Source organism: Micromonospora sp. DT233, assembly GCF_049841815.1.
Classification (GTDB): Bacteria; Actinomycetota; Actinomycetes; order Mycobacteriales; family Micromonosporaceae; genus Micromonospora.
In genome coordinates this window covers 620,635-640,478 of record NZ_JBNCLB010000001.1, presented here as the reverse complement: position 1 = coordinate 640,478, position 19,844 = coordinate 620,635, and the positions used below count along the sequence as shown (strand labels likewise).

Genomic DNA, 19,844 nt, shown 5'->3' with positions numbered 1-19,844 from the left:
CTCACGCGAGCACCACGGAGCGGCTGAGGTGCCGGGGCGCGTCCGGGTCGAGGCCGCGGCTGGTGGCCAGGTCCACGGCGAAGCGTTGGGCGAGGATCAGGTCGGCCATCGGATCGACCGGGGTACGCCCGGCGGCCCAGCTCGTGAGCACGGTGTGGCAGCCGTGGGTGCGGCTGTGCACCAGCCGCGCCCCGGTGGCGGCGACGGCCTCGGCCAGCCCCTCGGGGATCTCGCCGAACGCCCAGACCAGCCGGCGGGGGGCGGCAATGGCGATCGGGCCGTGGCGGTAGTCCATGGCCGGGTACGCCTCCGCCCAGAAGCCGGCGGCCTCGCGGCACTTCAGGGCGGCCTCCTGGGCCAGCCCGACGGTCCAGCCCCGGCCGAGGAAGGTGACCTGTTCGATTCCCGCCGGGTCGATCGGCAGCGGGGCCCGGGCGGCCACCTCGGCGTCGGCGGCGAGCTCGCCGAGGTTGTCGCCGAGGTGGGCGCGGAGCAGGGCCAACGCGGTGGTGGCGAACCGGGTCTGCACCACGGAGCGTTCGTCGGCGAAGGGCATGGTCACGGCGGCGGAGGCGAGTGCGACGGCGGGGGAGGCCGGGTCGCCGACGACGACCGTGGTGGGGACCTGCCCGCGCAGCGCGGCCAGCAGGTCCAGCACCTCGGTGGTGGTGCCGGAGCGGGTGATGGCGACCAGCCGGTCGTAGCGGCGGCCGACCGGGAACTCGGACGCCTGGAAGGCATCGGTCTCGCCGTGGCCGGCGGCCTCGCGCAGCCCGGCGTACGCCATCGCCATGAACCACGACGTGCCGCAGCCGACGACGGCGACCCGCTGGCCGGGGCGCGGCAGGTGCTCGGCGACCGTGGGGGCCAGCAGCGCCGCCTGCCGCCAGCAGTCGGGCTGACTCGCGATCTCGTCGTGGACGAACGCCATCGGAACTCCTCACCGGGAGAACGTGCGCAATACGGCGCGATTCGGCCGTCTTTCGCGCGTCATTCTGTGCGAAAGGCCTCGGTTCTGGCAACCGCCTCTTCGGGTTGCGCAGCGGGCGCGCAGGACGAAGCTTTGCGCCCGCCCAGTTTCGCGCACTACTGTGCACGCAATCAATCACCGAACGTGCACAAGTCAGTGGAGGACCCCGCAGTGGACCGGTACGCCCGATGGAACGCGCTGCTGGAGATGCTCACTGACAACGGCCGGGTCAGCGTCGAGGAGGCGGCCGGGCGGCTCGACGTCTCCCAGGCCACCATCCGGCGCGACTTCGACCAGCTCGCCCAGCAGCAGATGATCACCAGGACCCGGGGCGGGGCGGTGGCCAACGGCGTCTCGTACGACCTGCCGCTGCGCTACAAGACCGCCAAGCACTCGGCCGAGAAGCAGCGGATCGGGGCGGCCGCCGCCGCGCTGGTCGCCCCGGGCACCGTGGTCGGCCTCAACGGCGGCACCACGAGCACGGAGGTGGCCCGTGCGCTGGCCGTCCGGCCGGACCTGAACACCAACGCCGAGGGCGCTCAGCTCACCGTGGTCACCAACGCCCTGAACATCGCCAACGAGCTGCTGGTGCGCTCCCGGATGAAGGTGGTGGTGGCCGGCGGGGTGGTGCGACCGAAGTCGTTCGAGCTGGTCGGTCCGCTGGGCGGGGCGCTGCTGCGCGAGGTCACCCTGGACGTGGCCCTGCTCGGGGTGGACGCGATCGACCCGCAGCTCGGTGCCGCCGCCCACCACGAGGGCGAGGCGGCGATGAACAACCTGATGGTGGCTCGGGCGAAGCGGGTGGTGATCATCGCCGACTCGTCCAAGCTGGGCGGTCACGCGTTCGCCCGGATCTGCCCCGTGGAGCGGGTGGAGACCCTGGTGACCGACTCCGGGGCGGCCCCCGAGGTGGTCGAGGCGTTCCGCGCCGCCGGAGTGCACGTCATCTGCGCCTGACGGCTCCCGCCTCGCGGGGCCCTCACTCTGCGTGACACGCCGAGGTGCATACCGAGTATTGTTCTCCTGTGTATACCCGGTATGGTGTGCGTCGTCACCTACTTCATCGGGGGAGGCGCAGCTTGTCGGCTGTCCTGGAAATAGAAGGTCTACGTAAGACGTACAAGAGTCGACGTCGGGGCGAGCGGCACGCCCTGGACGGCTTCGACATGAGCGTCGAGCAGGGTCAGGTGCACGGCTTCCTCGGCCCCAACGGGTCGGGCAAGACCACCACCCTGCGTACCCTGCTCGGCCTCATCCGGCCCAACGGCGGCCGGATGGCGATTCTCGGCCAGGAGGTGCCCGAGGCGCTGCCCGTCGTGGCCGCCCAGGTCGGCGCGATCGTGGAGAGCCCGCAGTTCTTCCCGAACTTCACCGCCCGCGACACCCTGTCGCTGCTGGCCGGGGCCGGCGACGTGCCCCAGACCCGCGTCGACGAGGTGCTGGAGCTGGTCGGCCTGCGCGACCGCGCCGGCGAGCGGGTCAAGACGTACTCGCTCGGCATGAAGCAGCGGCTCGCGGTCGCCTCGGCCCTGCTGAAGGAGCCGAAGCTGCTGATCCTGGACGAGCCGGCCAACGGCCTCGACCCCGGCGGCATCCGGGAGATGCGCACCCTGACCCGCGACCTGGCCGCCTCCGGGATGACCGTGCTGCTCTCCAGCCACATCCTCGGCGAGATCCAGCTCATCTGCGACTCGGTCACCATCATCTCGCTCGGCCGCCGGGTCGCCTTCGGCCCGGTCGACGAGGTGCTCGCCCAGCACTCCGGCGGCGGGATGCGGGTCCGCCTGGAGGCGGTCACCGACCTGCCCCGCGCGGCCGAGACGCTGACCCGGGCGGGCGTGGCGGTGACCGCCCAGCCAGACCACCTGATGCTCACCGGGGTCGAGAAGCCGGCCACGGTGAGTCGACTGCTCGCCGAACACGGCCTGTACGTCAGCGAGCTGGCCCCGGTCACGGTCGACCTGGAGAGCGTCTTCCTGGAACTGACCGCCACCGCGCCCGTGCCCGGGCAGAACCGCCAGGTCGACCAGTCCACGAAGGTCGGCGGCGCGAGCCAGCCCGGCGTCGCCGGAGGAGGTTGGGGCGCATGAGCCTCTATCGCACTGAACTACGCCGGCTGGGCAAGCGGCGCTTCACCCGCTGGGCGACGCTGCTCGGGCTGCTGGTGCTCGCCGCGGTCCTCGCTGGGATCTTCGTCACCAACGAAAAGATCGGCCCCGAGCAGCGGGCCAGAGCCGAGCGCAAGGCCGAGCAGCAGTACCAGGAGCAGGCGCGCTGGGCCGAGGAGGAGCGGGCGGCCTGCACGCAGGCCAAGACCTCCGGCCAGAACGCGCCGCAGGGCCGGTACCCCGAGGACTGCGCGATGATCCAGCCGCCGGATCGGGAGAGCATCGAGGCGAAGTGGTACCTGCCGTCGACGTTCGACTTCCGCGACCGCTTCGAGGAGACCATCATCCCCTTCACCGGGATCCTCGCGATGATCGGGTTCGTGGTCGGCGCCTCCTTCGTCGGGGCCGAGTGGAGCACCGGCGGGATGATGAACCTGCTGCTCTGGCGCCCCAAGCGGCTCACCGTGCTGCTGACCAAGCTGGCGGCGCTGCTGACCGGGGCGGTCGGGCTGACCGTGGTCACCGCCGCGCTCTGGACCGTCGGGTTCTGGATCGTCGGCACGATGCGCGGCAGCACCGCGAAGATGACCGCCGGCGTGTGGCAGTCGTTCGGGCTGACCGGGCTGCGTGGGCTGCTGCTGATCGTGGTCGCCGCCACCCTCGGCTTCGCGATCGCCTCGCTCGGCCGGCACACCGCGATGGCCCTCGGCGGGGCGATCGGGGTCGTCGCGGTCGGTCAGTTCGGCGTCGGCGTCCTGATGGGGATGGCCGGGGCCAAGTTCATCGAGGCATGGCTGCTGCCGACGTACGCGATGGCCTGGCTGCAGAAGAAGGTGATCCTGGAGAACTACGATTCCTGCAACGCCAACTACTACGGCGAGTGCAAGCCGGACACCCTCGAACTGACCTGGCAGCACTCGTCGATCCTGCTCGGCGTCGGCCTGGTGGTCATCCTCGGCGCGGCACTGATCAACATGCGTCGCCGCGACATCGCCTGACCGTGAGGCTGGCCTGGTCCCACGAGGCTGGCCTGGTCCCGCGAGGCTGGGCGTGATCGACTTCTTGTGCGGTATGTCGCGGCCTACGGTCCTTGTCAGGCCGCGACATACCGCACACGGAGTCGATCTGTCGTGCTTCCTCGCGTCGGGAGTCGATCAGCCCGCACGTCCGATGCGACCCGCGTCTGCCCTGGTTAGGCTGGGGGATCCCGGCCGGCACGCCGCTGCCCGGCCCGTCGCCCGCCGCCTGAGGAGCGCCATGCCGCCTGCCGACGCCTCCCCGGCCACCGCCTCCCCGGCCACCGCCTCCCCGGCCACCGCCTCCCCGGCCACCGCCTCCCCGGCCACCGCTGATCGGGCCGAGCCGTCGCGTCCCGCCGCCCGGCGGAGCGAGGCCGGCAGGGAGGGCGACGGCGTCACCGTCCCCCCGCCCCGCGTCGCGCCGGAGTCGTCGGCCACGGGCATCCCGGCCCGGGACATTCCGGCCCAGGCTGGTCCGGTGGGCACCGGAGCCCGGGCTCCCGCCGCCCCCGCCGGGCAGGAGCCCGCAGCCCCCGCCGGGCAGGACTCCGAGGACTCCCAGGACTCGGCGGGCGAACCAGCGGCGGCACCGGTGGTCGGCGCCGCCCCGGCCGGCCTGACCGAGCGGGAGCTGCGCATCCTCGCGTTCGAGCAGCAGTGGTGGCGACACGCCGGCGCGAAGGAACAGGCGATCCGGGACGCCTTCGGCCTCTCCGCGACCCGCTACTACCAACTCCTCAACGGCTTGTTGGACAATCCGGCCGCGCTGGCCGCCGAGCCGCTGCTGGTGGGCCGCCTCCGCCGGCTACGTTCCTCGCGGACCCGCAACCGACGCCGGTGACCCGGCCGGGGCGGAAGTCGACGACGGTGACCCGACCGGGCGGAAGGGTGGACTCGGGCGGGCCCGGCCCGGCAGACTGCGGCACGTGGCAGGTGCGGTCCGGTTGGAGCCGGTGGACGAGGAGAACCTGGAGTCGCTGCTCTCGGTGGCGGTCGCGGAGGCCGAGCCGGACGACGTGATGCCCCCGGTCGACGCGCCCGCCGGCTGGTCGCACGCCCGCCGGGAGGCGTTCCGCGACTACTACCGGACGGGCTTCGCCGGCCTGGACGGTCCCGCCCGCACCAGGATGTACGCCGTCCTGGTGGGCGGCGAGGTGCTGGGCATGATCCGGATGACCCGCTGCCCGCCACCCGGCACCGTCGAGACCGGCTTCTGGCTCGGCCGCTCCGCCCGGGGGCAGGGCGTGGGCGTAGCCGCCCTGCGGGAACTGCTCAACCTCGCGGCTGCGGCCGGGATGCGTACGGTGGTGGCGCAGACCAGCCGGGACAATGCGGGCGCGGTCTCGGTGCTGCGCAGGTGCGGCGCGGTCCTGACCGAAAAGGACGACGCGGTGCACGCGGAGATCTCCCTCGACGCCACCCCACCGCCCCACTGACCGGATCTTGGATCTTCGAAGCGGACGGCCCCTCCGGGGGCCGGAATCCGCCAAGATCTACCGAAGCGCCGCTAGCGGGTGGCGCGGGAGTGGGCGTACGCGGCCAGCCAGGCGACCTGGTCGGGGTCAAGCGACGGGCGGACGCGTCGGCGGGCGGCCTCGACGTGGCCGGCGGTGACCGTCGCCGCGCTCAGCGACTCCCGCATCGCGGCGAGCGCCGACTCCCGCACCAGCGCCGCGCAGTCCGCCGCCGAGAAGCCGTCGAGCCCGTCGGCGAGGTCGCCCAGGTCGACGTCCTCGGCCAGCGGGACGTTCCGGGCGGCGGCCCGCAGGATCTCCGCGCGGGCCGCGCCGTCGGGCGGGGGCACGTACACCAGCCGTTCCAGCCGGCCCGGCCGCAGCAGGGCCGGGTCGACCAGGTCGGGGCGGTTGGTCGCGCCGACCACCACGACGTTGCGCAGCGACTCCACCCCGTCCAGCTCGGTGAGCAGCGCGGCGACCACCCGGTCGGTGGTGCCGCCGTCGCTGGCCTGGCCACGGGTCGGGGCGAGCGCGTCCACCTCGTCGAGGAAGACCAGCGTGGGGGCGGCCTCCCGGGCCCGCCGGAACAGCTCCCGCACCGCCCGCTCGCTCTCCCCGACCCACTTCGACAGCAGCTCCGCGCCCTTGACCGAGAGCACGTTCGCCCGCCCCGAACCGGCCAGCGCGGTGACCAGGTACGTCTTGCCGCAGCCGGGCGGCCCGTAGAGCAGCACCCCGCGCGGCGGCTGGACCCCGAGCCGGGCGAAGGTGTCGGGGTAGGTCAGCGGCCAGAGCACCGACTCGGTCAGCGTCTCCTTCACCTCGACCATGTCCCCGACGTCGTCGAGGGTCACGTCGGCCAGCTCCAGGGTCGACCCGGCCATCGTGGTCGGCCGGGCCACCTCCAGGGCGGCGGTGAAGTCGGCCATGGCCACCGTCGGCGTCTCGGCCGACTTCTGCCGCAGCGCCGCCCGCACCCCGGCCTCGCGGACCAGCGCGGCCAGGTCGGCGGCGACGAACCCGGGGGTACGCCCGGCGACCTCGTCGAGCCGGACGTCGGCGGCCAGCGGCACCTGCCGGGTCAGCACGGTGAGCTGCTCCCGGCGCAGCACCTGGTCGGGCAGGGGCACCGTGATCCGCAGGGAGAGCAGGTCGGGGGCGCGCAGCGCGGGATCGACCGCCTCGGGGCGGCTGGTCGTGCAGACCACCGCCGCCCCGGCCCGCAGGGTCTCGGCGAGCAGTTGCCGGAAGACGGTGGCCAGCGGTCCGGGGTGCTCGGCCGGGGCGAGTGCCTCGACGTCGGTGACCAGCAGCACGGCCGGGGCGTTCGCGCGTACCTCTTCGGCGGTGGCGCGCAGCCGCCGGGCCGCCGCGTCGTTGGTGAGCGCGGCCAGCTCGGGCGCCCAGACCGGCCGGACGGTCGCCCCCACCCGGGCGGTGACCGCCCGGACCAGCGCGGACTTGCCCGACCCGGCAGGCCCGGCGATCAGCACCCCGAGCGACACGGCGGTGCCCAGCCGGCCCAGCACCTCCCGGTGGTGGAAGCCGAGGTCGAGCAACTCGGTCAGCTCCTCGGCCTGGGCCCGCAGGCCGGGCAGCTCGTCCACCTCGGGCGCGTCCTGCGCCCCGAGGCTGTCGCCGGCCCGGTCGGGCGCGTCGGCGTCGCCCCGTGGGTCGGCCACCGCGCCGTCCGGCACGTACGTCGGGTGGGCCGGGGGGTGCCGCACGTCGCCGTCGGTGCGGGGCACGCCGGTGCGGGTGCTCCGGCCGTGTTCCCAGGCGACCTCGGTGTCCATGGTGACCAGCGCCCCGATGCCCGGCTCGGCGGCGGTCACGGTGAGCAGGGTGCTGGTCCAGGCGTACCCGACGCTGGTCGACAGGCTGTGCCGGGCGGCCTCGACGAGGGTGCGTACGGAGGCGTCCGGCAGCACGTCCTGGGGCAGCAGCGAGACGTCGTCGCCGGCGGTGACCACCTTGCCGAGCAGGGCGAGCCGGAGCATCTCGGGGGAGACCGCGGCCAGCACCTGCACCGGCCCGGCCAGGGTCACCCGGCGGGCGGCGACCACCGGCGCGGGACTCACCGTGACCTGCCCGCCGTCGCGGATGCCCAGATTGCCCAGCAGCAGGTCGTCGGCGTAGAGCAGGGCGGTGCTCGCGCCCGGCCCGGCCGGGGCGACGATGCCGGCGGTCACCCGCCGGCCCTGGAGCCGGACCGGGGCGCCGGGCCGCAGCGCCAGGGCGGTCATCACCTCGGGGTGCAGCCGGACGACGCCGCGCCGGGCGTCCAGCGCGGCCGGTCTCAGGCGGGCGGTGAGACTCAGGTCGGGTACGGCCATCGCCCGAGGGTAGCCGCCGCCGGAAGTCGAAGGCCCCGGATCGCGGCCGGGGCGGTTCAGTCCCGCCGCTGACGGGTGGCCCGGTCCAGCGCCCGGTCCAGGACGAGCAGCAGGGCGTCGCGCACCGAGAGGCGTTCCCGGGCGTCGAACTGGATCAGGGGCACCTGGTCGCCGATGGCCAGGGCCCACCGGATCGAGGCGAGTTCCAGGGCCAGCCGGCCGTCGAAGGCGTTCACCCCGACGACGAACGGCAGCCCGGCCTGCTCGAAGAAGTCGATCGCCGGGTAGCAGTCGTCGAGCCGGTCGCTGTCCACCACGACCAGTGCGCCGAGCGCGCCCAGGGCCAGGTCGTCCCACATGAAGCCGAAGCGGGCCTGCCCGGGGGTGCCGAAGAGGTAGAGCTTCAGGCTCTGGTCGATGGTCACGCAGCCGAAGTCCATCGCCACCGTCGTGGTGGTCTTGCCCGACCGCCCGCCGGGATCGTCGACACCGATTCCGGCGCTGGTCATCTCCGCCTCGGTGGTGAGGGGGACGATCTCGGAGATCGCCGCGACGGTGGTCGTCTTGCCGACGCCGAAGCCGCCGGCAATGAGGATCTTGACCGGGATCGGCGGCGCGGCCCGGCCGGCACCGGTGGCCGGCGCGGCCTGCTGCGGCCCGGCCGGCACGCGGTACGGCGACTGCGGTGCCGCAGGCCCGGCGAGACCGGGCAGGATCGGGGGGACGGGCCCGGACATGGGTGGGATGCCCGCCGCGACGCCGTAGCGGGTGGCGGCGCTGTTGGCGGCGACCGCGTCGAGCGGGGCGGCCGGCCATTCAGGAGATCGCACGAAGTCCATCAATCACTCGCAGGATGATGTGGGGGTCGAGGGCGTCGGAGGGCGTACCGACGTGCACGTCGAGGTGGCCGGCGGCCCGCAGGTCGCCGACCAGGACCCGGGTGACGCCGAAGTGCATCCGGGTCCGGGCCGAGATCTCGGCGACCGAGATCGGCTCACCGCAGACCGCGATGATCATTTGAAGTTCCGGGGTGAGCGGGGACGCGGCCCCGGTGTTCCACCCTTCGGCCTCGGGCCGGGCGGTCACCTGGGTCTCCAGCCCGATCGCCGGGTCCACCCCGGCCACCCGGCCGGCGGTCAGCACGAACGGGCGCGGCCCGGGTGCCGACTCGGAGCCGCCCGGTTGACCGGGGTCGTCGCCCGGTGCCTCGTAGTCGCGTCGGGCGGCCGACGCCCGCAGGTAGGGCCGGACCCGGACCACGGGATCCGGCTCCGGCCCGGCACCGGCGACGTCCGGGTTCACTGCTGAACGGCGTTCTTCAGCTCGACGATCAGTCGCGGGGTGAGGGCGCCGCCGGCCCGGCCGGCGAAGAGGGTCATCTCGTACGCCACGGTGCCGAGGTTCGCCGACCGGTCGGCGACCACGCCGAGCACGGAACCGGCACTGATCGCACTGATCAGCAGGTACCCGTCGGTCATGTCGACGATCACCCGGTTCAGCCCGCCGAGGGCGTACCAGCTCGCCGCGCCTCCGGCGAGGCTCGTCATGCCGGAGACCACGGCGGCCAGGCGTTCGGCGTTCGACCGGTCCTTGATCGCCGACATGGCCATCAGCAGCCCGTCGGAGGAGACCGCGATCGCCTCCATCACCCCGGCGGTGCTGGAGGTGAACGAGTCCAGCAACCAGTTGAAGGTCCTCGCCTCGGGGCTGAGGTCGCCGCTGTCGGGGTGGTTCTGATGCTCGACGTTGTCGTGCAGGAATGGGCTGGTCACCGTGGGGTTTCCTCTTCGTAGCGGTCCGGACAGACTTCACGCAGAGCACGGGCGACGCCCGCCTCGAACTCGTTGAGCAGGTCCCGCACCGCGGCCGGATCGCCGGGGTGCACGGGTGGCCGGGGCCGGGGCGGTGGGACGGTCAGGCTGGCGCCGGGAACCCGTCGGCTGAGCCCGGTCTGCTCCGGCGGTTGCCGCTCGGCCCGGCGTACCCCGGCTTCGAACTGCTCGACCAGCGCGCGGGCGGCGAGCGGGTCGGCGGTGGAGGCGTCCACCGGCCCGACGGCCGGCACGGTGCGGGACAGGCTCGCCCCGGCGACCCGCTGCCGGATGCCGGATCCCCCTCGCAACGCCCCGGCCACCGATCCGCCCGGCCCGGCGGGTGGTGCCGAAAGGTCGGCCGAGGGCCCCGCCATGCCCGCCCAGGGCGTCGCCCGGACCGGCGGGGTGGCCCGGTCACCGTTGCGGCCGGGGAAGAAGGCCCCCCTGGTCCGGGTGGGCAGCGACGACGGGGGGTGCGGCCCGCCGGCCCCGCCGACCGGCGCGGCGTCACGGGGTGGCCGGTACGCGCCGAGGTCCGCCGGGGGAGCGGCGGCGTCGGGCGCGACCGGCGCGACGCCGGCGGTCGGCGGGGCGACCAGGGCCGGCGGCGAGCCAGCGGTCGGTGCGGCTGCGGCCGGCAACGCGGCGGTCGATGCGGCACCCGGTGTCGCGGCACCCGGTGTTCCGGTGGTCGGAACGGTGCCCGGTAGGGCGGTGGTCGCGGGGGGACGGCCCGCGTCGGCGGGTGCGCTGGCCCCGAAGGCGTTCCAGGACTCGCCGGCCGCCATCGACCTGGTCGCCCGGGTGAGCACCTCGCGGTCGAACCCGGCCCCCGCCGGGTCGTGCGGTTCGGGGCCGCTCGGCGGGTGGGGCGACGCGGCGCCGGCGGTCAGCGCCCGATCGGGGCGGGTGAGGACGGCCCGGCGGTCCCGGGTCGGCACGGTCGCCCGCGCCACCGTGGCACCGGCCCGGTCGGCCGGCGGCATGATCAGCAGCGCCGACGGGATCTCCAGGCGGGCGGTGACGCCGCCGCCGCCCGGGGTGGCAACGAGGTCCACCGTCCAGCCGTGCCGGCGGGCCAACCGGCCCACCACGAAGAGGCCGAGCACCTCGCTCGGGGCCAGGTCGAGCCGTTCCCGGCGGGTGAGCCGGGCGTTCTCCCCGGCCAGCCGCTCCGCCGGCATCCCGATGCCCCGGTCCACGACCGCCAGTCGGATGCCGCCCTCGGTCGGCGCGGCGGTCACCGTCACCCGGGTGTGCGGCGGGGAGAAGACGGTGGCGTTCTCCATCAGCTCCGCCAGGGCCAGCACCAGGTCGCCGACGATGGCCGGTGCCGCCGACACCCCGGGCGGGACCTGCACGTCGACCCGGGTGAAGTCCTCGATCTCACCGAGGGCCAGGCGGACCGCGTCGGCCAGCGGCACCGGGGCGACGTGCCCGTCGGCGCCGGTCGAGCCGGAGAGCACCACCAGGCTGCCGGCGTTGCGGCGCAGCCGGCTGGAGACGTGGTCGAGGCGGTAGAGGTGCTCCAGCCGTACCGGGTCGGTCTCCTGCTGCTCCAGCCGGTCGATGAGCGCGATCTGCCGGCCGACGAGGTTCTGCGTGCGCCGCCCGACGTGGCCGAACATCTGGGCCACGTTGCGCTGCGCGGCGATCTGCCGTTCCACCAGCCCGGCGGCGGTGGCCTGCACCCGCTCGAACGCGCGGGCCAGTTCGCCGATCTCGTCGTGGCCCTGCACGTCGACGGGGTCGAGGCGGATCGGTGGGACGGTGCCGCCCTCGTCGTCGTCGGCGACCCGGACCAGTTCGGCCTCGGCGGCCCGGGCGACCCGGTCGGCGGAGCGGGTGAGCCGGGTCAGCGGGTGCGCCACCCGACGGGCCACCGCGACGCTGAGCAGCAGCACGACCAGCAGGATGGCGGCTGCCGCCGCGCCGACCAACCAGGAAGCCACCAACGCCCGGCGCTGCTCGGCGCGCACCTGCGCGATGACGTCGGCGATGATCTTCTTCTCGACGAACTGGCCGAGGGTGATCATCGAGCGGGCCGACGGGAAGAGCACGGCCGGCGGGACCGCGGCGATGGCGGCGGCGGGGTCCCGCGCGCTGGCGTCGAGGAACGTGGGGTTGGTCCGGGCGACCACCGCCGCGTCGTCGAGCTGGACCACCCGCAGCTGCTCCGGGTTGATCAGGCTACGGAACCGGGCGTTCTCCGCGTGCAGGGTGGCTATGCAGGCCATGTAGCTGGCGGAGGAGAGCGGGTCGCCCCGCTCCCGCACCAGGACGATCAACGTGGCGCAGCGGGCGATCGCCTCGTCGGCGCGGAGCAGCCCGTCCAGGGCCAGCACCTGCTGGCCGATGGTGGTGGTGGTGTCGACCAGCCAGGGCAGCCGCAGCGCCGCGATCAGCGCCGTGGTGATCGGGGCGAAGGCCGCCATGACCTGATCCGGGGCGGCGCGGCCGGCCAGCACGCCGGTACGCAGGTCGGCCAGCCGGCGTACGCCGTCCAGGGCGGTGGCGACCCGGTCGGGAAGCTGGTCGCCCAGCTCGACGCGGAGGTCGGTGACGCGGTCGTCCACGGTGGCGGACTTCTGGATCAGCTCGGTGCGGGCGACCCGGCCGAGCAGCAGCCCGATCGAGAGCATGCGCTCCTGCTGGAGGTCCTGGATCAGGCTGCCGACCCGGCTGGCGACCCGGACGGCCTCGGCGGTGTCGGCGGCCCGCTGGGCGGTGGCGACCCGGTCGAGCACCGCCGGCACGGCGAGCCCGACCATGCTGAGCAGCGGGATCATCACCAGCAGGGCGAGCTTGCCCCGGATGCGGAGGCTACCGAGCATCGAAGCGCCCCCGCCGTTGGTCGGCGCCGGAGCCGCTGCTGCCGGAGCCACCGTCGTCGGGCCCGAAGCCGCCGAAGCCGCTGCTCGGGGAGCGGGAGGCGCCGGAACCGCTGCCCGCGCCGACGTCGACGGTGGCGCGCCGCTGGCCGGCCGGTCGCCGCGTGCGGGGCTCGGCCGGGGCGGGCCCGCCGAGGGAACCGAGGGACGCGAGCCCGCGCGGATCGGCGGGCTCCCGATCGGGACCGCCCGGCGACAGGCCCGCACCCGCGCCGTTAGCGCCCATGCCGCCCGCGTCCGCGCCGTTCGCACCCGCGCCGGCCTGCCGCCGAGTCCGCAGGTACGGGGCGAGCAGCACCGCCCCGATCACGACGGCCAGCAGGAGGGCCGCCCCGACGGCGGCCACGGCCAGCCATCGCTGCCGGTCGAGCCGGTCGATCCGTTCGCGCAGCAGCGCGTCCAGCTCGTCGAGGATGACCGGCTGGAGCTGCCGGGCGGTGGTCTGCGCGTCGGCCCGGACCGCGACGAGCGCGTTGAGGTTCCGTTTCGCCAGATCCTGCTCACCCAGGTCGGACGCCTCGGTCGGGGTGCCGAGCACGTCGAGCCGCTCGATGACGCGCTGGTACGTGTCCAGCGGGGTGAGCACGTTCGCGCCGAGTCGGGTGCTCTCCGTGCTGTCCACGGCCGCGCGCAGGTTGACGATCAGGTCGTTGGCGGGAATGGTGGCGCCCGCCCAGAGGGCACCCAGGTCGGCCATCATGTTGATCCGCTCGGCGGCCGAGCTGCGGGCGGCGATGGTGGACAGGTCGGCGAGGCGGGCGGTCGCCACCAGCGACTCGGGCAGTTCCTCGCTGATCGCGTCCTGGAGGTAGAACGAGTCCGCCTGCGGGTCCCGGATCAGCCCGGAGCCCTCCCGGACCTTGCGGTGCAGGGCCAGCAGCAGGTCGGTGACCTCGCCGTACGCGGCGAAGGCCGCCGTCGGCTCGGTGAGGTTCTGGTCGTTGAGCGCCTCCAGCTTGGCCCGCAGCCCGGTCCACCGGTCGTGGGCGCGCAGTTGCTCGCCGAGGCGGGTGTCCACCGAGGCGGCGTCCTCGACGGCGCGGTTCAGGGCGTCGGGGGACCCGGGGCGGCCGGCCACGGCGGCGGACTGGGCGTCGACCAGGGCCAGGGTGACCGGGCCGAGGGCGCGAAGGTACTCCACGCCCAGCCGTTCGCGGACCGCCAGCCCGTGGTGGTCGTCGGTGAGCCGGCGCTGCTGGGCGAAGAGGAACGCCACCGGCGCGAGCAGCGCCACGACGAGCAGCAGCGGCAGCACACGACCCGTGAGGCCGGGCCGTCGACGGACCCGTTCCGCGGGAACGGTCATGGGTGTCTCCTCCGGCGACGGCGGGGGACGGTGGGGTGTCGGGGGTCGCCGTCGCAGTCCCGCTCACCGGACCGGAAACTAATCGACCGGGGCTGACCAGCGCAGGGACTGGCCGGTCAGATTTGCGGCACTTCGACCGTGGTCACCGTTGGTCTCCGGGGTCAGCACTCTCCGTGCCCATCGAGCGACTGACATGGGTGGATCCGTAAGGATTTCGGTCGAACATCGGAATTCACGTGATCAGAATTCATCTCACTGGCACGCGCCGTACCCTGCGCGGTCGGGCCCGGTCGGGTCGCCGAACGGGCTGATCGGACGGCCGTACGGCGGATCTCAGTGAACACACAGGAAGCTCCCCGTACCGTTGCCGCATGAGATCGCCGTTGTCGGCCGCGCCGGTCCGACGGGCCCTGGCCACCCCCCGCCGCCGGATCGTCGCCGGGGCGGTGGCGGCCGTGCTGGTGGCCGCCGCCGTGGTGTGGGCGACCCGGTCCGGCCCGGATGGCTTCCGCACCGAGTCCGCGCTGGTCACCGTCCGCTCCGGCCCGACCGGGGACGAGCCGGTGGCCCTGGACACCACCTTCTACCTGCCGAAGGACGCCTCCGCCGGGCGGAAGGTGCCGGCCGTGCTGCTGGCGCACGGCTTCGGCGGCACCAAGGAGACGGTCCGCGCCGACGCCGAGGAGCTGGCCGGCCAGGGCTACGCGGTGCTCGCCTGGACCGCCCGGGGCTTCGGCCGCAGCGGCGGGCAGATCCACCTGGACAGCCCCGACCACGAGGTGCGCGACGCCGAGCGGCTGCTCGACTGGCTGGCCGCCCGGCCGCAGGTGCGCCTCGACGCCCCCGGTGACCCCCGCGTCGGCGTGGTCGGCGGCTCGTACGGCGGCGGCCTGGCCCTGCTGCTGGCCGCCCAGGACCGGCGGGTCGACGCGATCGTCCCCATGATCACCTGGAACGACCTGTCCCGCGCCTTCCTGCCGGAGAGCACCGGGAAGGCCCCCACCTCCGGGGTGTTCAAGAAGGGCTGGGCGGGGATCTTCTTCGGCGGCGGCGGTGCCGCCGGAGCGGGCCCGGCCGGCGTGACCGGAAACTCGGCCGGCGAGCAGCAGCAGGAGGGCCAGCCGCAGCAGCAGGAGGGGCAGGAAGGCCAGCGGCAGGGCGGGCCCGCGTCCGCCGGGCCGGCCAGCCCGGCGCCGGGCGCGGGACCGGGCACCGGGCCGGGGCGGGCCCCCGCCGGGGCCGCCGTCGACCCGGCCTGCGGTCGATTCGCCGCCGACGTCTGCGCCGCGTACCTGCGCATCGCCACCACCGGGCGGGCGCAACAGGCCGACGTGGAGCTGCTGCGACGCTCCAGCCCGGCCCCCGTGCTCGACCGGATCAAGGCCCCGACGCTGCTGGTGCAGGGGGAGGCCGACAGCCTCTTCCCGCTGGCCGAGGCGGACGCCAACGCGCGCGGCATCGCCGCGAACGGCACCCCCGTCCGGGTCGCCTGGTTCACCGGCGGCCACGACGGCGGCGACGGGCCGCGCAACGACTCCGACCGGGTGAAGTTCCTGACCGTGCAGTGGCTCGACCACTACGTGGCGGGCGACGGGCCGGCCCCCGGCGACGACTTCACGTACTCCCGGATCGCCGGCTTCGACGCCCTCGACCGCGGCCTGGTCGCCACCGGGCTGCGCACCACCGACTACCCGGGGCTGACCGGCGACGCCCGCCGGGAGGTCGCGGTGGCCGGCCCGGCCCAGCCGGTCGCGAACCCGCCCAACGGCAACCCGGCGGCCATGTCGTCGGTGCCCTTCGCGGGCGCGCTCGGCTCGCTGCTCGACGGGGTGGCCGGCGACATCCCCGGCCAGCACGCCCGGTTCGAGTCCGCCCCGCTGGCCGAGGCGGTGGACATCGCCGGGTCGCCGACGTTCTCCCTGAAGGCCGCGTCGCCCACCGGGGAGGCGGTGCTCTTCGTCAAGCTCTACGACGTCGACCCCGCCGGCGCGGCGACCCTGCCGAACGGGCTGGTCGCCCCGGTGCGGCTGACCGGGCTGCCGGCGCAGGTCGGGGCCGCCGCGCCGGTCACCGTCACCCTGCCGGCGATCGTGCGCCGCGTCGAGGCCGGGCACCGGCTGCGGATCGTGGTGGCCAGCACCGACCAGTCGTACACCACGCCGGTCGAGCCGACCGTCTACACCGTCGCCCCCGGCGACGGCCCGGTGCTGCTGCCCACCGTGGCCGGCGAGCCGATCCCCACCACGGCCACCGTCTGGCGCTGGGTGCTGGCCGGGCTGCTGGCCGCGATCGTCGTCGGGCTCGTCGTGGTCGTCCTGCTGGCCCGCCGCCGGCACCGCCGCCAGGACAGCTCCGTGCACCCGGAGTACGCGGGCGTCCCGCTGGCCGTCCGGCAACTGCGCAAGGAGTACGCCGACGGCTTCGTCGCCGTGTCGAACGTCGACTTCGAGGTGCACCCCGGCCAGGTCGTCGGCCTGCTCGGGCCCAACGGCGCGGGCAAGACCACCACCCTGCGGGTGCTGATGGGGCTGACCCAGCCCACCGCCGGGGAGATCTACGTCTTCGGCCGCAGGCTGGTGCCCGGCTCACCGGTGCTGTCGCGGATCGGGTCACTGGTCGAGGGGCCGGGCTTCCTGCCGCACCTGTCGGGGTTGGAGAACCTGAAGGCGTACTGGCGGGCCACCGGCCGGCCCTGGGCCGACGCGCACTTCGACCAGGCGCTGGAGACCGCCGGGCTGGGCGACTCGGTGCACCGCAAGACCCGCAAGTACAGCCACGGCATGCGGCAGCGGCTGGCCATCGCCCAGGCCATGCTCGGCCTGCCCGAGTTGCTGGTGCTCGACGAGCCGACCGACGGGCTGGACCCGCCGCAGATCGCCGAGATGCGCCGGGTGCTCCAGCGCTACGCCACCGACGGCCGGGCGGTGCTGGTCTCCAGCCACCTGCTCGCCGAGGTGGAGCAGACCTGCACCCACGCGGTGGTGGTCAACAAGGGGCGGATCGTGGCGTCCGGCCCGGTGGACGAGATCGTCGGCGAGTCGCCCAGCGTGCTCTTCGACGTCAGCGACCCGGCGGCGGCGCGCGACGTGCTCGGCCGGCTCGACGGGGTGACGGTGCTGCCGGACACCGACGGCAACCTGGTCGTGGACACGTTCGGCACCGCCCGCAGCGAGGTGGTCGCCGAGCTGGTCCGGGCCGGGATCGGAGTGGACCGGGTGGTGCCCCGGCGCCGCCTGGAGGACGCGTTCCTCGCCCTGGTCGGCGAGAACTCTCGGGGAAGCGGGGACCGGTGATGACGCAGTCGTCCTCCACGGTGGGCGCGGCGGCGGGCTACCGCCCCTCGGCCACCCTGCCGTTCGCGGCGGAGTTCCGCCGGCAGGCGTCGCGGCGGCGTACCCAGCTCGCCCTGGGTTTCATGGTGCTGCTGCCGCTGATCATCCTGATCGCGTTCCAGTTCGACGCGGGCGACGACGACGACCGGGGCGGCGGGGGCGAGTTCTCCAGCCTGGGCGACCTGGCCACCTCGGGCGGGCTGAACTTCACCCTCTTCTCGCTGCTGGTCTCGGCGTCATTCCTGCTGGTCGTGGTGGTGGCGCTGTTCTGCGGCGACACGGTGGCCAGCGAGGCGAGCTGGGGCAGCCTGCGTTACCTGCTGGCGATTCCGGTGCCCCGGGCCCGGTTGCTGGCGGTGAAGCTGCTGGTCGCGCTCGCGTACTCGGCGCTGGCCCTGCTGCTGCTGGCCGGCACCGCCCTGCTCGCGGGCACCCTGCGCTACGGCTGGGAGCCGCTGAGCAGCCAGGTCTCGGCCCAGCTCGACCCGGGGGAGGGCCTGCTGCGGCTGCTGGGCGTGCTCGGCTACCTGGCGGTCGTCCTGCTGGCCGTGGCCGGGCTGGCGTTCCTGCTCTCGGTGGTCACGGACGCCGCGCTCGGCGCGGTCGGCGGCGCGGTGCTGCTCTGGATCCTCTCCAGCATCCTGGACCAGATCACCGCGCTGGGTGGGATCCGCGCCTTCCTGCCCACCCACTACGCCAACGCCTGGCTGGGGCTGCTGTCGACACCCGTGCAGACCGACGACGTGGTACGCGGCTGCATCTCGGCCATCGCCTACGCCACGCTCTTCTGGTCCCTGGCCTTCTGGCGCTTCACCCGCAAGGACATCACCAGCTAACCCCCCCCCCGCCCCCCGCCCCCCCGCCCCCTCCCCGCCCGCCCCCTCCCCGGCGCGTCGATCATGGACCTGTGGTGCCCGGTCAGCGGCCTTTGCGGCCGTTGTCCCCCGCCACAACTCCATGATCGACGAGGGGAGGGGCGGGGATGGGCGGGGAGGGGCGGGGAGGGGCTTGTGGAAGTGGTGCTTTGCGGTGCCGTCCGGCATGCCCGGGGTGCGGCCGACCTCCTGGTAGCCGTGTCGGCGGTAGAAGTCCGGTGCCTGGAAGGACATGGTGGCGACCACGATCCGGTCGCAGCCGCGCCGACGGATCTCGTCCTCGGCGGCGACGAGCAGGCGAGTGCCCAAGCCTCGGCCGCGATGCTCCGCAGCCAGCCACAGCGAGGTGATGCCGCCGCAGCCGCCCCACGTCCACCCGGTGAGTCCGCCGAGCAGGGCGCCCTGCTCGTCGGTGGCCCGGATGGAGAGCGGTGTCTCGTCGTCCGAGGCGATGGCGGCGTGGTTGATGGCGTCCAGCTCGTCCGAGAGGCGGCTTCCCAGTTCGGGGTCGTCCTGGCCGATGCGTAGCGTGGTCATGCCCGCATCCTGGCAGCGGGGCCGAGGGCCCGGCATCTCCTTATCCCGCCGACCGCCGAGACCGTCCACACTTTTGCACGCCGTCGAGGTTGGGTACGGCAGGCGCGGGCCGCTCGTTGCCTCGTCGGCTGCCACTGAAGATCTCATGGGGAGTTCGGGATGAAGCGTCGACCATCAGCGCGCGCATTCGCGATCCTGCTGCCGTTGTCCCTGCTTCTCTGCGTGGCGGCCGGCTATGCGGCCGGGGCGGCCGGAATCGGCACGGTCGGGGCACTGGCCGTCATGGCGGTGATCGGAGCGATCTGCATTCCCGTGCTCTTCCTCGTCGCGCCGTTTCCGTGGGCGGAAGAGCGGCGCAGGTAGTTCATGGGCACCGGGCAGGACCCTTGCGGCTCGACCTCCGGCGGACGCTGAGGCTCGTCAGCGCCGCGCCGATCAAAGGTGATCAGGACGCCATGGACCCTACAACCCCCGTTTGACGTCCATGGCGTCCTGATCACCGGAAGCTGGGCGCGGGCGTGGGGGTAGCCGGTGACCGCAGGTGCTGCTCGCGGGGCGGGCAGCGGGGCGTGGGAGCGTTCCCACAGAGAGGGAATAAATCGACTTTGCTGAATCCAGTGGGCAGTCTGGTGGTATCCATTCATCGCCCTTGGAGGTGTCGCGTGAAGATCGACCGACTAGGTGGGCCCGCCCTGTCCCTGTTCCGCATGGTGATCGGCCTGCTCTTCCTGTGCCACGGACTGTCGTCGCTGTTCGGTGTCTTCGGCGGCGCGCGGGGCACCGGTGAGGCGGTGCCGCTGGGTCAGTGGCCCGGCTGGTGGGCGGCGCTGATCCAGGCCGTCTGCGGGGCGCTGGTGCTCGCCGGCCTCTTCTCCCGTCCGGCGGCGCTGGTGGCCTCCGGCTCGATGGCGTACGCGTACTTCGCCGTGCACCAGCCGGAGGGGCTGCTGCCGCTGAGTAACGGCGGCGAGCTGGCGGCGCTGTTCTGCTGGTCGTTCGTGCTGGTCGCGGCGCTCGGGCCGGGCACCTGGGCGTTGGACAGCCTGATGCGGCGGGACCGCGAACCCGTTGTCGTGACCGCGACGGCGGGCGAGCGGTCCGGGGTGGCTTGAGAACCGGCGGGGACGCGCCCGACGTCGGTCCTCGTCGGCGGGGTGTCGGCCACGGCGTTCGGCGGCGGCGGGGGGATCGGCATCGGG

At 74.3% G+C, this 19,844-nt stretch carries 16 protein-coding genes and 1 pseudogene; 9 read left to right on the top strand and 8 right to left on the bottom strand.

Going from position 1 to position 19,844, the window contains the following annotated elements:
• Position 1: 1 nt before the first annotated feature.
• The gene (locus tag ACLQ2V_RS03080) at positions 2 to 931 is read right to left on the bottom strand and encodes an SIS domain-containing protein (protein ID WP_425716770.1); all 930 of its coding nucleotides are present in this window, start codon (positions 929 to 931) and stop codon (positions 2 to 4) included.
• 210 nt (positions 932 to 1,141) lie between these two features.
• Between ACLQ2V_RS03080 and ACLQ2V_RS03075 the strand changes: the two genes are divergently transcribed.
• The 5 genes from ACLQ2V_RS03075 (at position 1,142) to ACLQ2V_RS03055 (ending at position 5,533) form a co-directional block, all read left to right on the top strand.
• Complete coding sequence (locus ACLQ2V_RS03075; protein ID WP_425716998.1) at positions 1,142 to 1,927, top strand: DeoR/GlpR family DNA-binding transcription regulator; 786 nt, start codon at positions 1,142 to 1,144, stop codon at positions 1,925 to 1,927.
• A gap of 122 nt (positions 1,928 to 2,049) precedes the next feature.
• Complete coding sequence (locus ACLQ2V_RS03070) at positions 2,050 to 3,060, top strand: ATP-binding cassette domain-containing protein (protein ID WP_425716769.1); 1,011 nt, start codon at positions 2,050 to 2,052, stop codon at positions 3,058 to 3,060.
• Positions 3,057 to 4,076: an ABC transporter permease subunit gene (locus tag ACLQ2V_RS03065; RefSeq protein ID WP_425716768.1), complete on the top strand. Its 1,020-nt coding sequence runs from the start codon at positions 3,057 to 3,059 to the stop codon at positions 4,074 to 4,076. The genes ACLQ2V_RS03070 and ACLQ2V_RS03065 overlap by 4 nt, the downstream gene beginning before the upstream one ends.
• Before the next feature lie 259 nt (positions 4,077 to 4,335).
• Positions 4,336 to 4,938: a DUF3263 domain-containing protein gene (locus ACLQ2V_RS03060; protein WP_425716767.1), complete on the top strand. Its 603-nt coding sequence runs from the start codon at positions 4,336 to 4,338 to the stop codon at positions 4,936 to 4,938.
• Between the two features lie 85 nt (positions 4,939 to 5,023).
• Complete coding sequence (locus ACLQ2V_RS03055; protein ID WP_425716766.1) at positions 5,024 to 5,533, top strand: GNAT family N-acetyltransferase; 510 nt, start codon at positions 5,024 to 5,026, stop codon at positions 5,531 to 5,533.
• A 71-nt stretch (positions 5,534 to 5,604) separates the two neighbouring features.
• Here ACLQ2V_RS03055 and ACLQ2V_RS03050 read toward each other — a convergent pair whose 3' ends face one another.
• Genes ACLQ2V_RS03050 through ACLQ2V_RS03025 form a run of 6 tightly spaced genes read right to left on the bottom strand, consistent with a single transcriptional unit; the run spans position 5,605 to position 13,901 of the window.
• Positions 5,605 to 7,890 (bottom strand): AAA family ATPase, encoded by a 2,286-nt coding sequence (locus tag ACLQ2V_RS03050; protein ID WP_425716765.1) that lies wholly within the window; start codon positions 7,888 to 7,890, stop codon positions 5,605 to 5,607.
• Positions 7,891 to 7,946: 56 nt separating this feature from the next.
• Positions 7,947 to 8,729: an ATP/GTP-binding protein gene (locus ACLQ2V_RS03045; RefSeq protein ID WP_425716764.1), complete on the bottom strand. Its 783-nt coding sequence runs from the start codon at positions 8,727 to 8,729 to the stop codon at positions 7,947 to 7,949.
• Positions 8,707 to 9,192 carry a DUF742 domain-containing protein gene (locus tag ACLQ2V_RS03040; protein ID WP_425716763.1) on the bottom strand — a complete coding sequence of 162 codons (486 nt, stop codon included), beginning with the start codon at positions 9,190 to 9,192 and terminating at the stop codon, positions 8,707 to 8,709. Before ACLQ2V_RS03040 ends, ACLQ2V_RS03045 begins: the two co-directional genes overlap by 23 nt.
• Complete coding sequence (locus tag ACLQ2V_RS03035; RefSeq protein ID WP_425716762.1) at positions 9,189 to 9,662, bottom strand: roadblock/LC7 domain-containing protein; 474 nt, start codon at positions 9,660 to 9,662, stop codon at positions 9,189 to 9,191. The genes ACLQ2V_RS03040 and ACLQ2V_RS03035 overlap by 4 nt, the downstream gene beginning before the upstream one ends.
• A complete protein-coding gene (locus ACLQ2V_RS03030) occupies positions 9,659 to 12,538 on the bottom strand; it encodes a sensor histidine kinase (RefSeq protein ID WP_425716761.1) in 2,880 nt (959 codons plus the stop codon). The genes ACLQ2V_RS03035 and ACLQ2V_RS03030 overlap by 4 nt, the downstream gene beginning before the upstream one ends.
• Positions 12,528 to 13,901, bottom strand: coding sequence for a hypothetical protein (locus ACLQ2V_RS03025; RefSeq protein WP_425716760.1), 1,374 nt, complete (start codon positions 13,899 to 13,901; stop codon positions 12,528 to 12,530). The genes ACLQ2V_RS03030 and ACLQ2V_RS03025 overlap by 11 nt, the downstream gene beginning before the upstream one ends.
• A gap of 371 nt (positions 13,902 to 14,272) precedes the next feature.
• Between ACLQ2V_RS03025 and ACLQ2V_RS03020 the strand changes: the two genes are divergently transcribed.
• Together ACLQ2V_RS03020 and ACLQ2V_RS03015 are read left to right on the top strand one after the other, a co-directional pair.
• Positions 14,273 to 17,194 (top strand): alpha/beta fold hydrolase, encoded by a 2,922-nt coding sequence (locus ACLQ2V_RS03020; protein WP_425716759.1) that lies wholly within the window; start codon positions 14,273 to 14,275, stop codon positions 17,192 to 17,194.
• Complete coding sequence (locus tag ACLQ2V_RS03015) at positions 17,194 to 18,069, top strand: ABC transporter permease subunit (RefSeq protein ID WP_425716758.1); 876 nt, start codon at positions 17,194 to 17,196, stop codon at positions 18,067 to 18,069. The genes ACLQ2V_RS03020 and ACLQ2V_RS03015 overlap by 1 nt, the downstream gene beginning before the upstream one ends.
• 228 nt (positions 18,070 to 18,297) lie before the next feature.
• On the opposite strand, the pseudogene ACLQ2V_RS03010 reads toward ACLQ2V_RS03015, so the two are convergent.
• Positions 18,298 to 18,645: pseudogene (locus ACLQ2V_RS03010) on the bottom strand (GNAT family N-acetyltransferase); the annotation flags it as partial.
• A 159-nt stretch (positions 18,646 to 18,804) separates the two neighbouring features.
• On the opposite strand from ACLQ2V_RS03010, the gene ACLQ2V_RS03005 reads away from it, so the two are divergent.
• Both ACLQ2V_RS03005 and ACLQ2V_RS03000 read left to right on the top strand, forming a co-directional pair.
• Complete coding sequence (locus ACLQ2V_RS03005; RefSeq protein ID WP_425716757.1) at positions 18,805 to 19,008, top strand: hypothetical protein; 204 nt, start codon at positions 18,805 to 18,807, stop codon at positions 19,006 to 19,008.
• 299 nt (positions 19,009 to 19,307) lie between these two features.
• On the top strand, positions 19,308 to 19,757 hold the full coding sequence (locus ACLQ2V_RS03000) for a DoxX family protein (protein WP_425716756.1): 450 nt from the start codon (positions 19,308 to 19,310) through the stop codon (positions 19,755 to 19,757).
• Positions 19,758 to 19,844 lie beyond the last annotated feature (87 nt).

Bases quoted from the DNA above. Each gene is read 5' to 3' on its own strand.
- ACLQ2V_RS03005 (WP_425716757.1), top strand. From the start codon at position 18,805: ATGAAGCGTCGACCATCAGCGCGCGCATTCGCGATCCTGCTGCCGTTG.
- ACLQ2V_RS03020 (WP_425716759.1), top strand. From the start codon at position 14,273: ATGAGATCGCCGTTGTCGGCCGCGCCGGTCCGACGGGCCCTGGCCACC.
- ACLQ2V_RS03060 (WP_425716767.1), top strand. From the start codon at position 4,336: ATGCCGCCTGCCGACGCCTCCCCGGCCACCGCCTCCCCGGCCACCGCC.
- ACLQ2V_RS03045 (WP_425716764.1), bottom strand. From the start codon at position 8,729: ATGGACTTCGTGCGATCTCCTGAATGGCCGGCCGCCCCGCTCGACGCG.
- ACLQ2V_RS03080 (WP_425716770.1), bottom strand. From the start codon at position 931: ATGGCGTTCGTCCACGACGAGATCGCGAGTCAGCCCGACTGCTGGCGG.
- ACLQ2V_RS03065 (WP_425716768.1), top strand. From the start codon at position 3,057: ATGAGCCTCTATCGCACTGAACTACGCCGGCTGGGCAAGCGGCGCTTC.
- ACLQ2V_RS03015 (WP_425716758.1), top strand. From the start codon at position 17,194: ATGACGCAGTCGTCCTCCACGGTGGGCGCGGCGGCGGGCTACCGCCCC.
- ACLQ2V_RS03050 (WP_425716765.1), bottom strand. From the start codon at position 7,890: ATGGCCGTACCCGACCTGAGTCTCACCGCCCGCCTGAGACCGGCCGCG.
- ACLQ2V_RS03025 (WP_425716760.1), bottom strand. From the start codon at position 13,901: ATGACCGTTCCCGCGGAACGGGTCCGTCGACGGCCCGGCCTCACGGGT.
- ACLQ2V_RS03030 (WP_425716761.1), bottom strand. From the start codon at position 12,538: ATGCTCGGTAGCCTCCGCATCCGGGGCAAGCTCGCCCTGCTGGTGATG.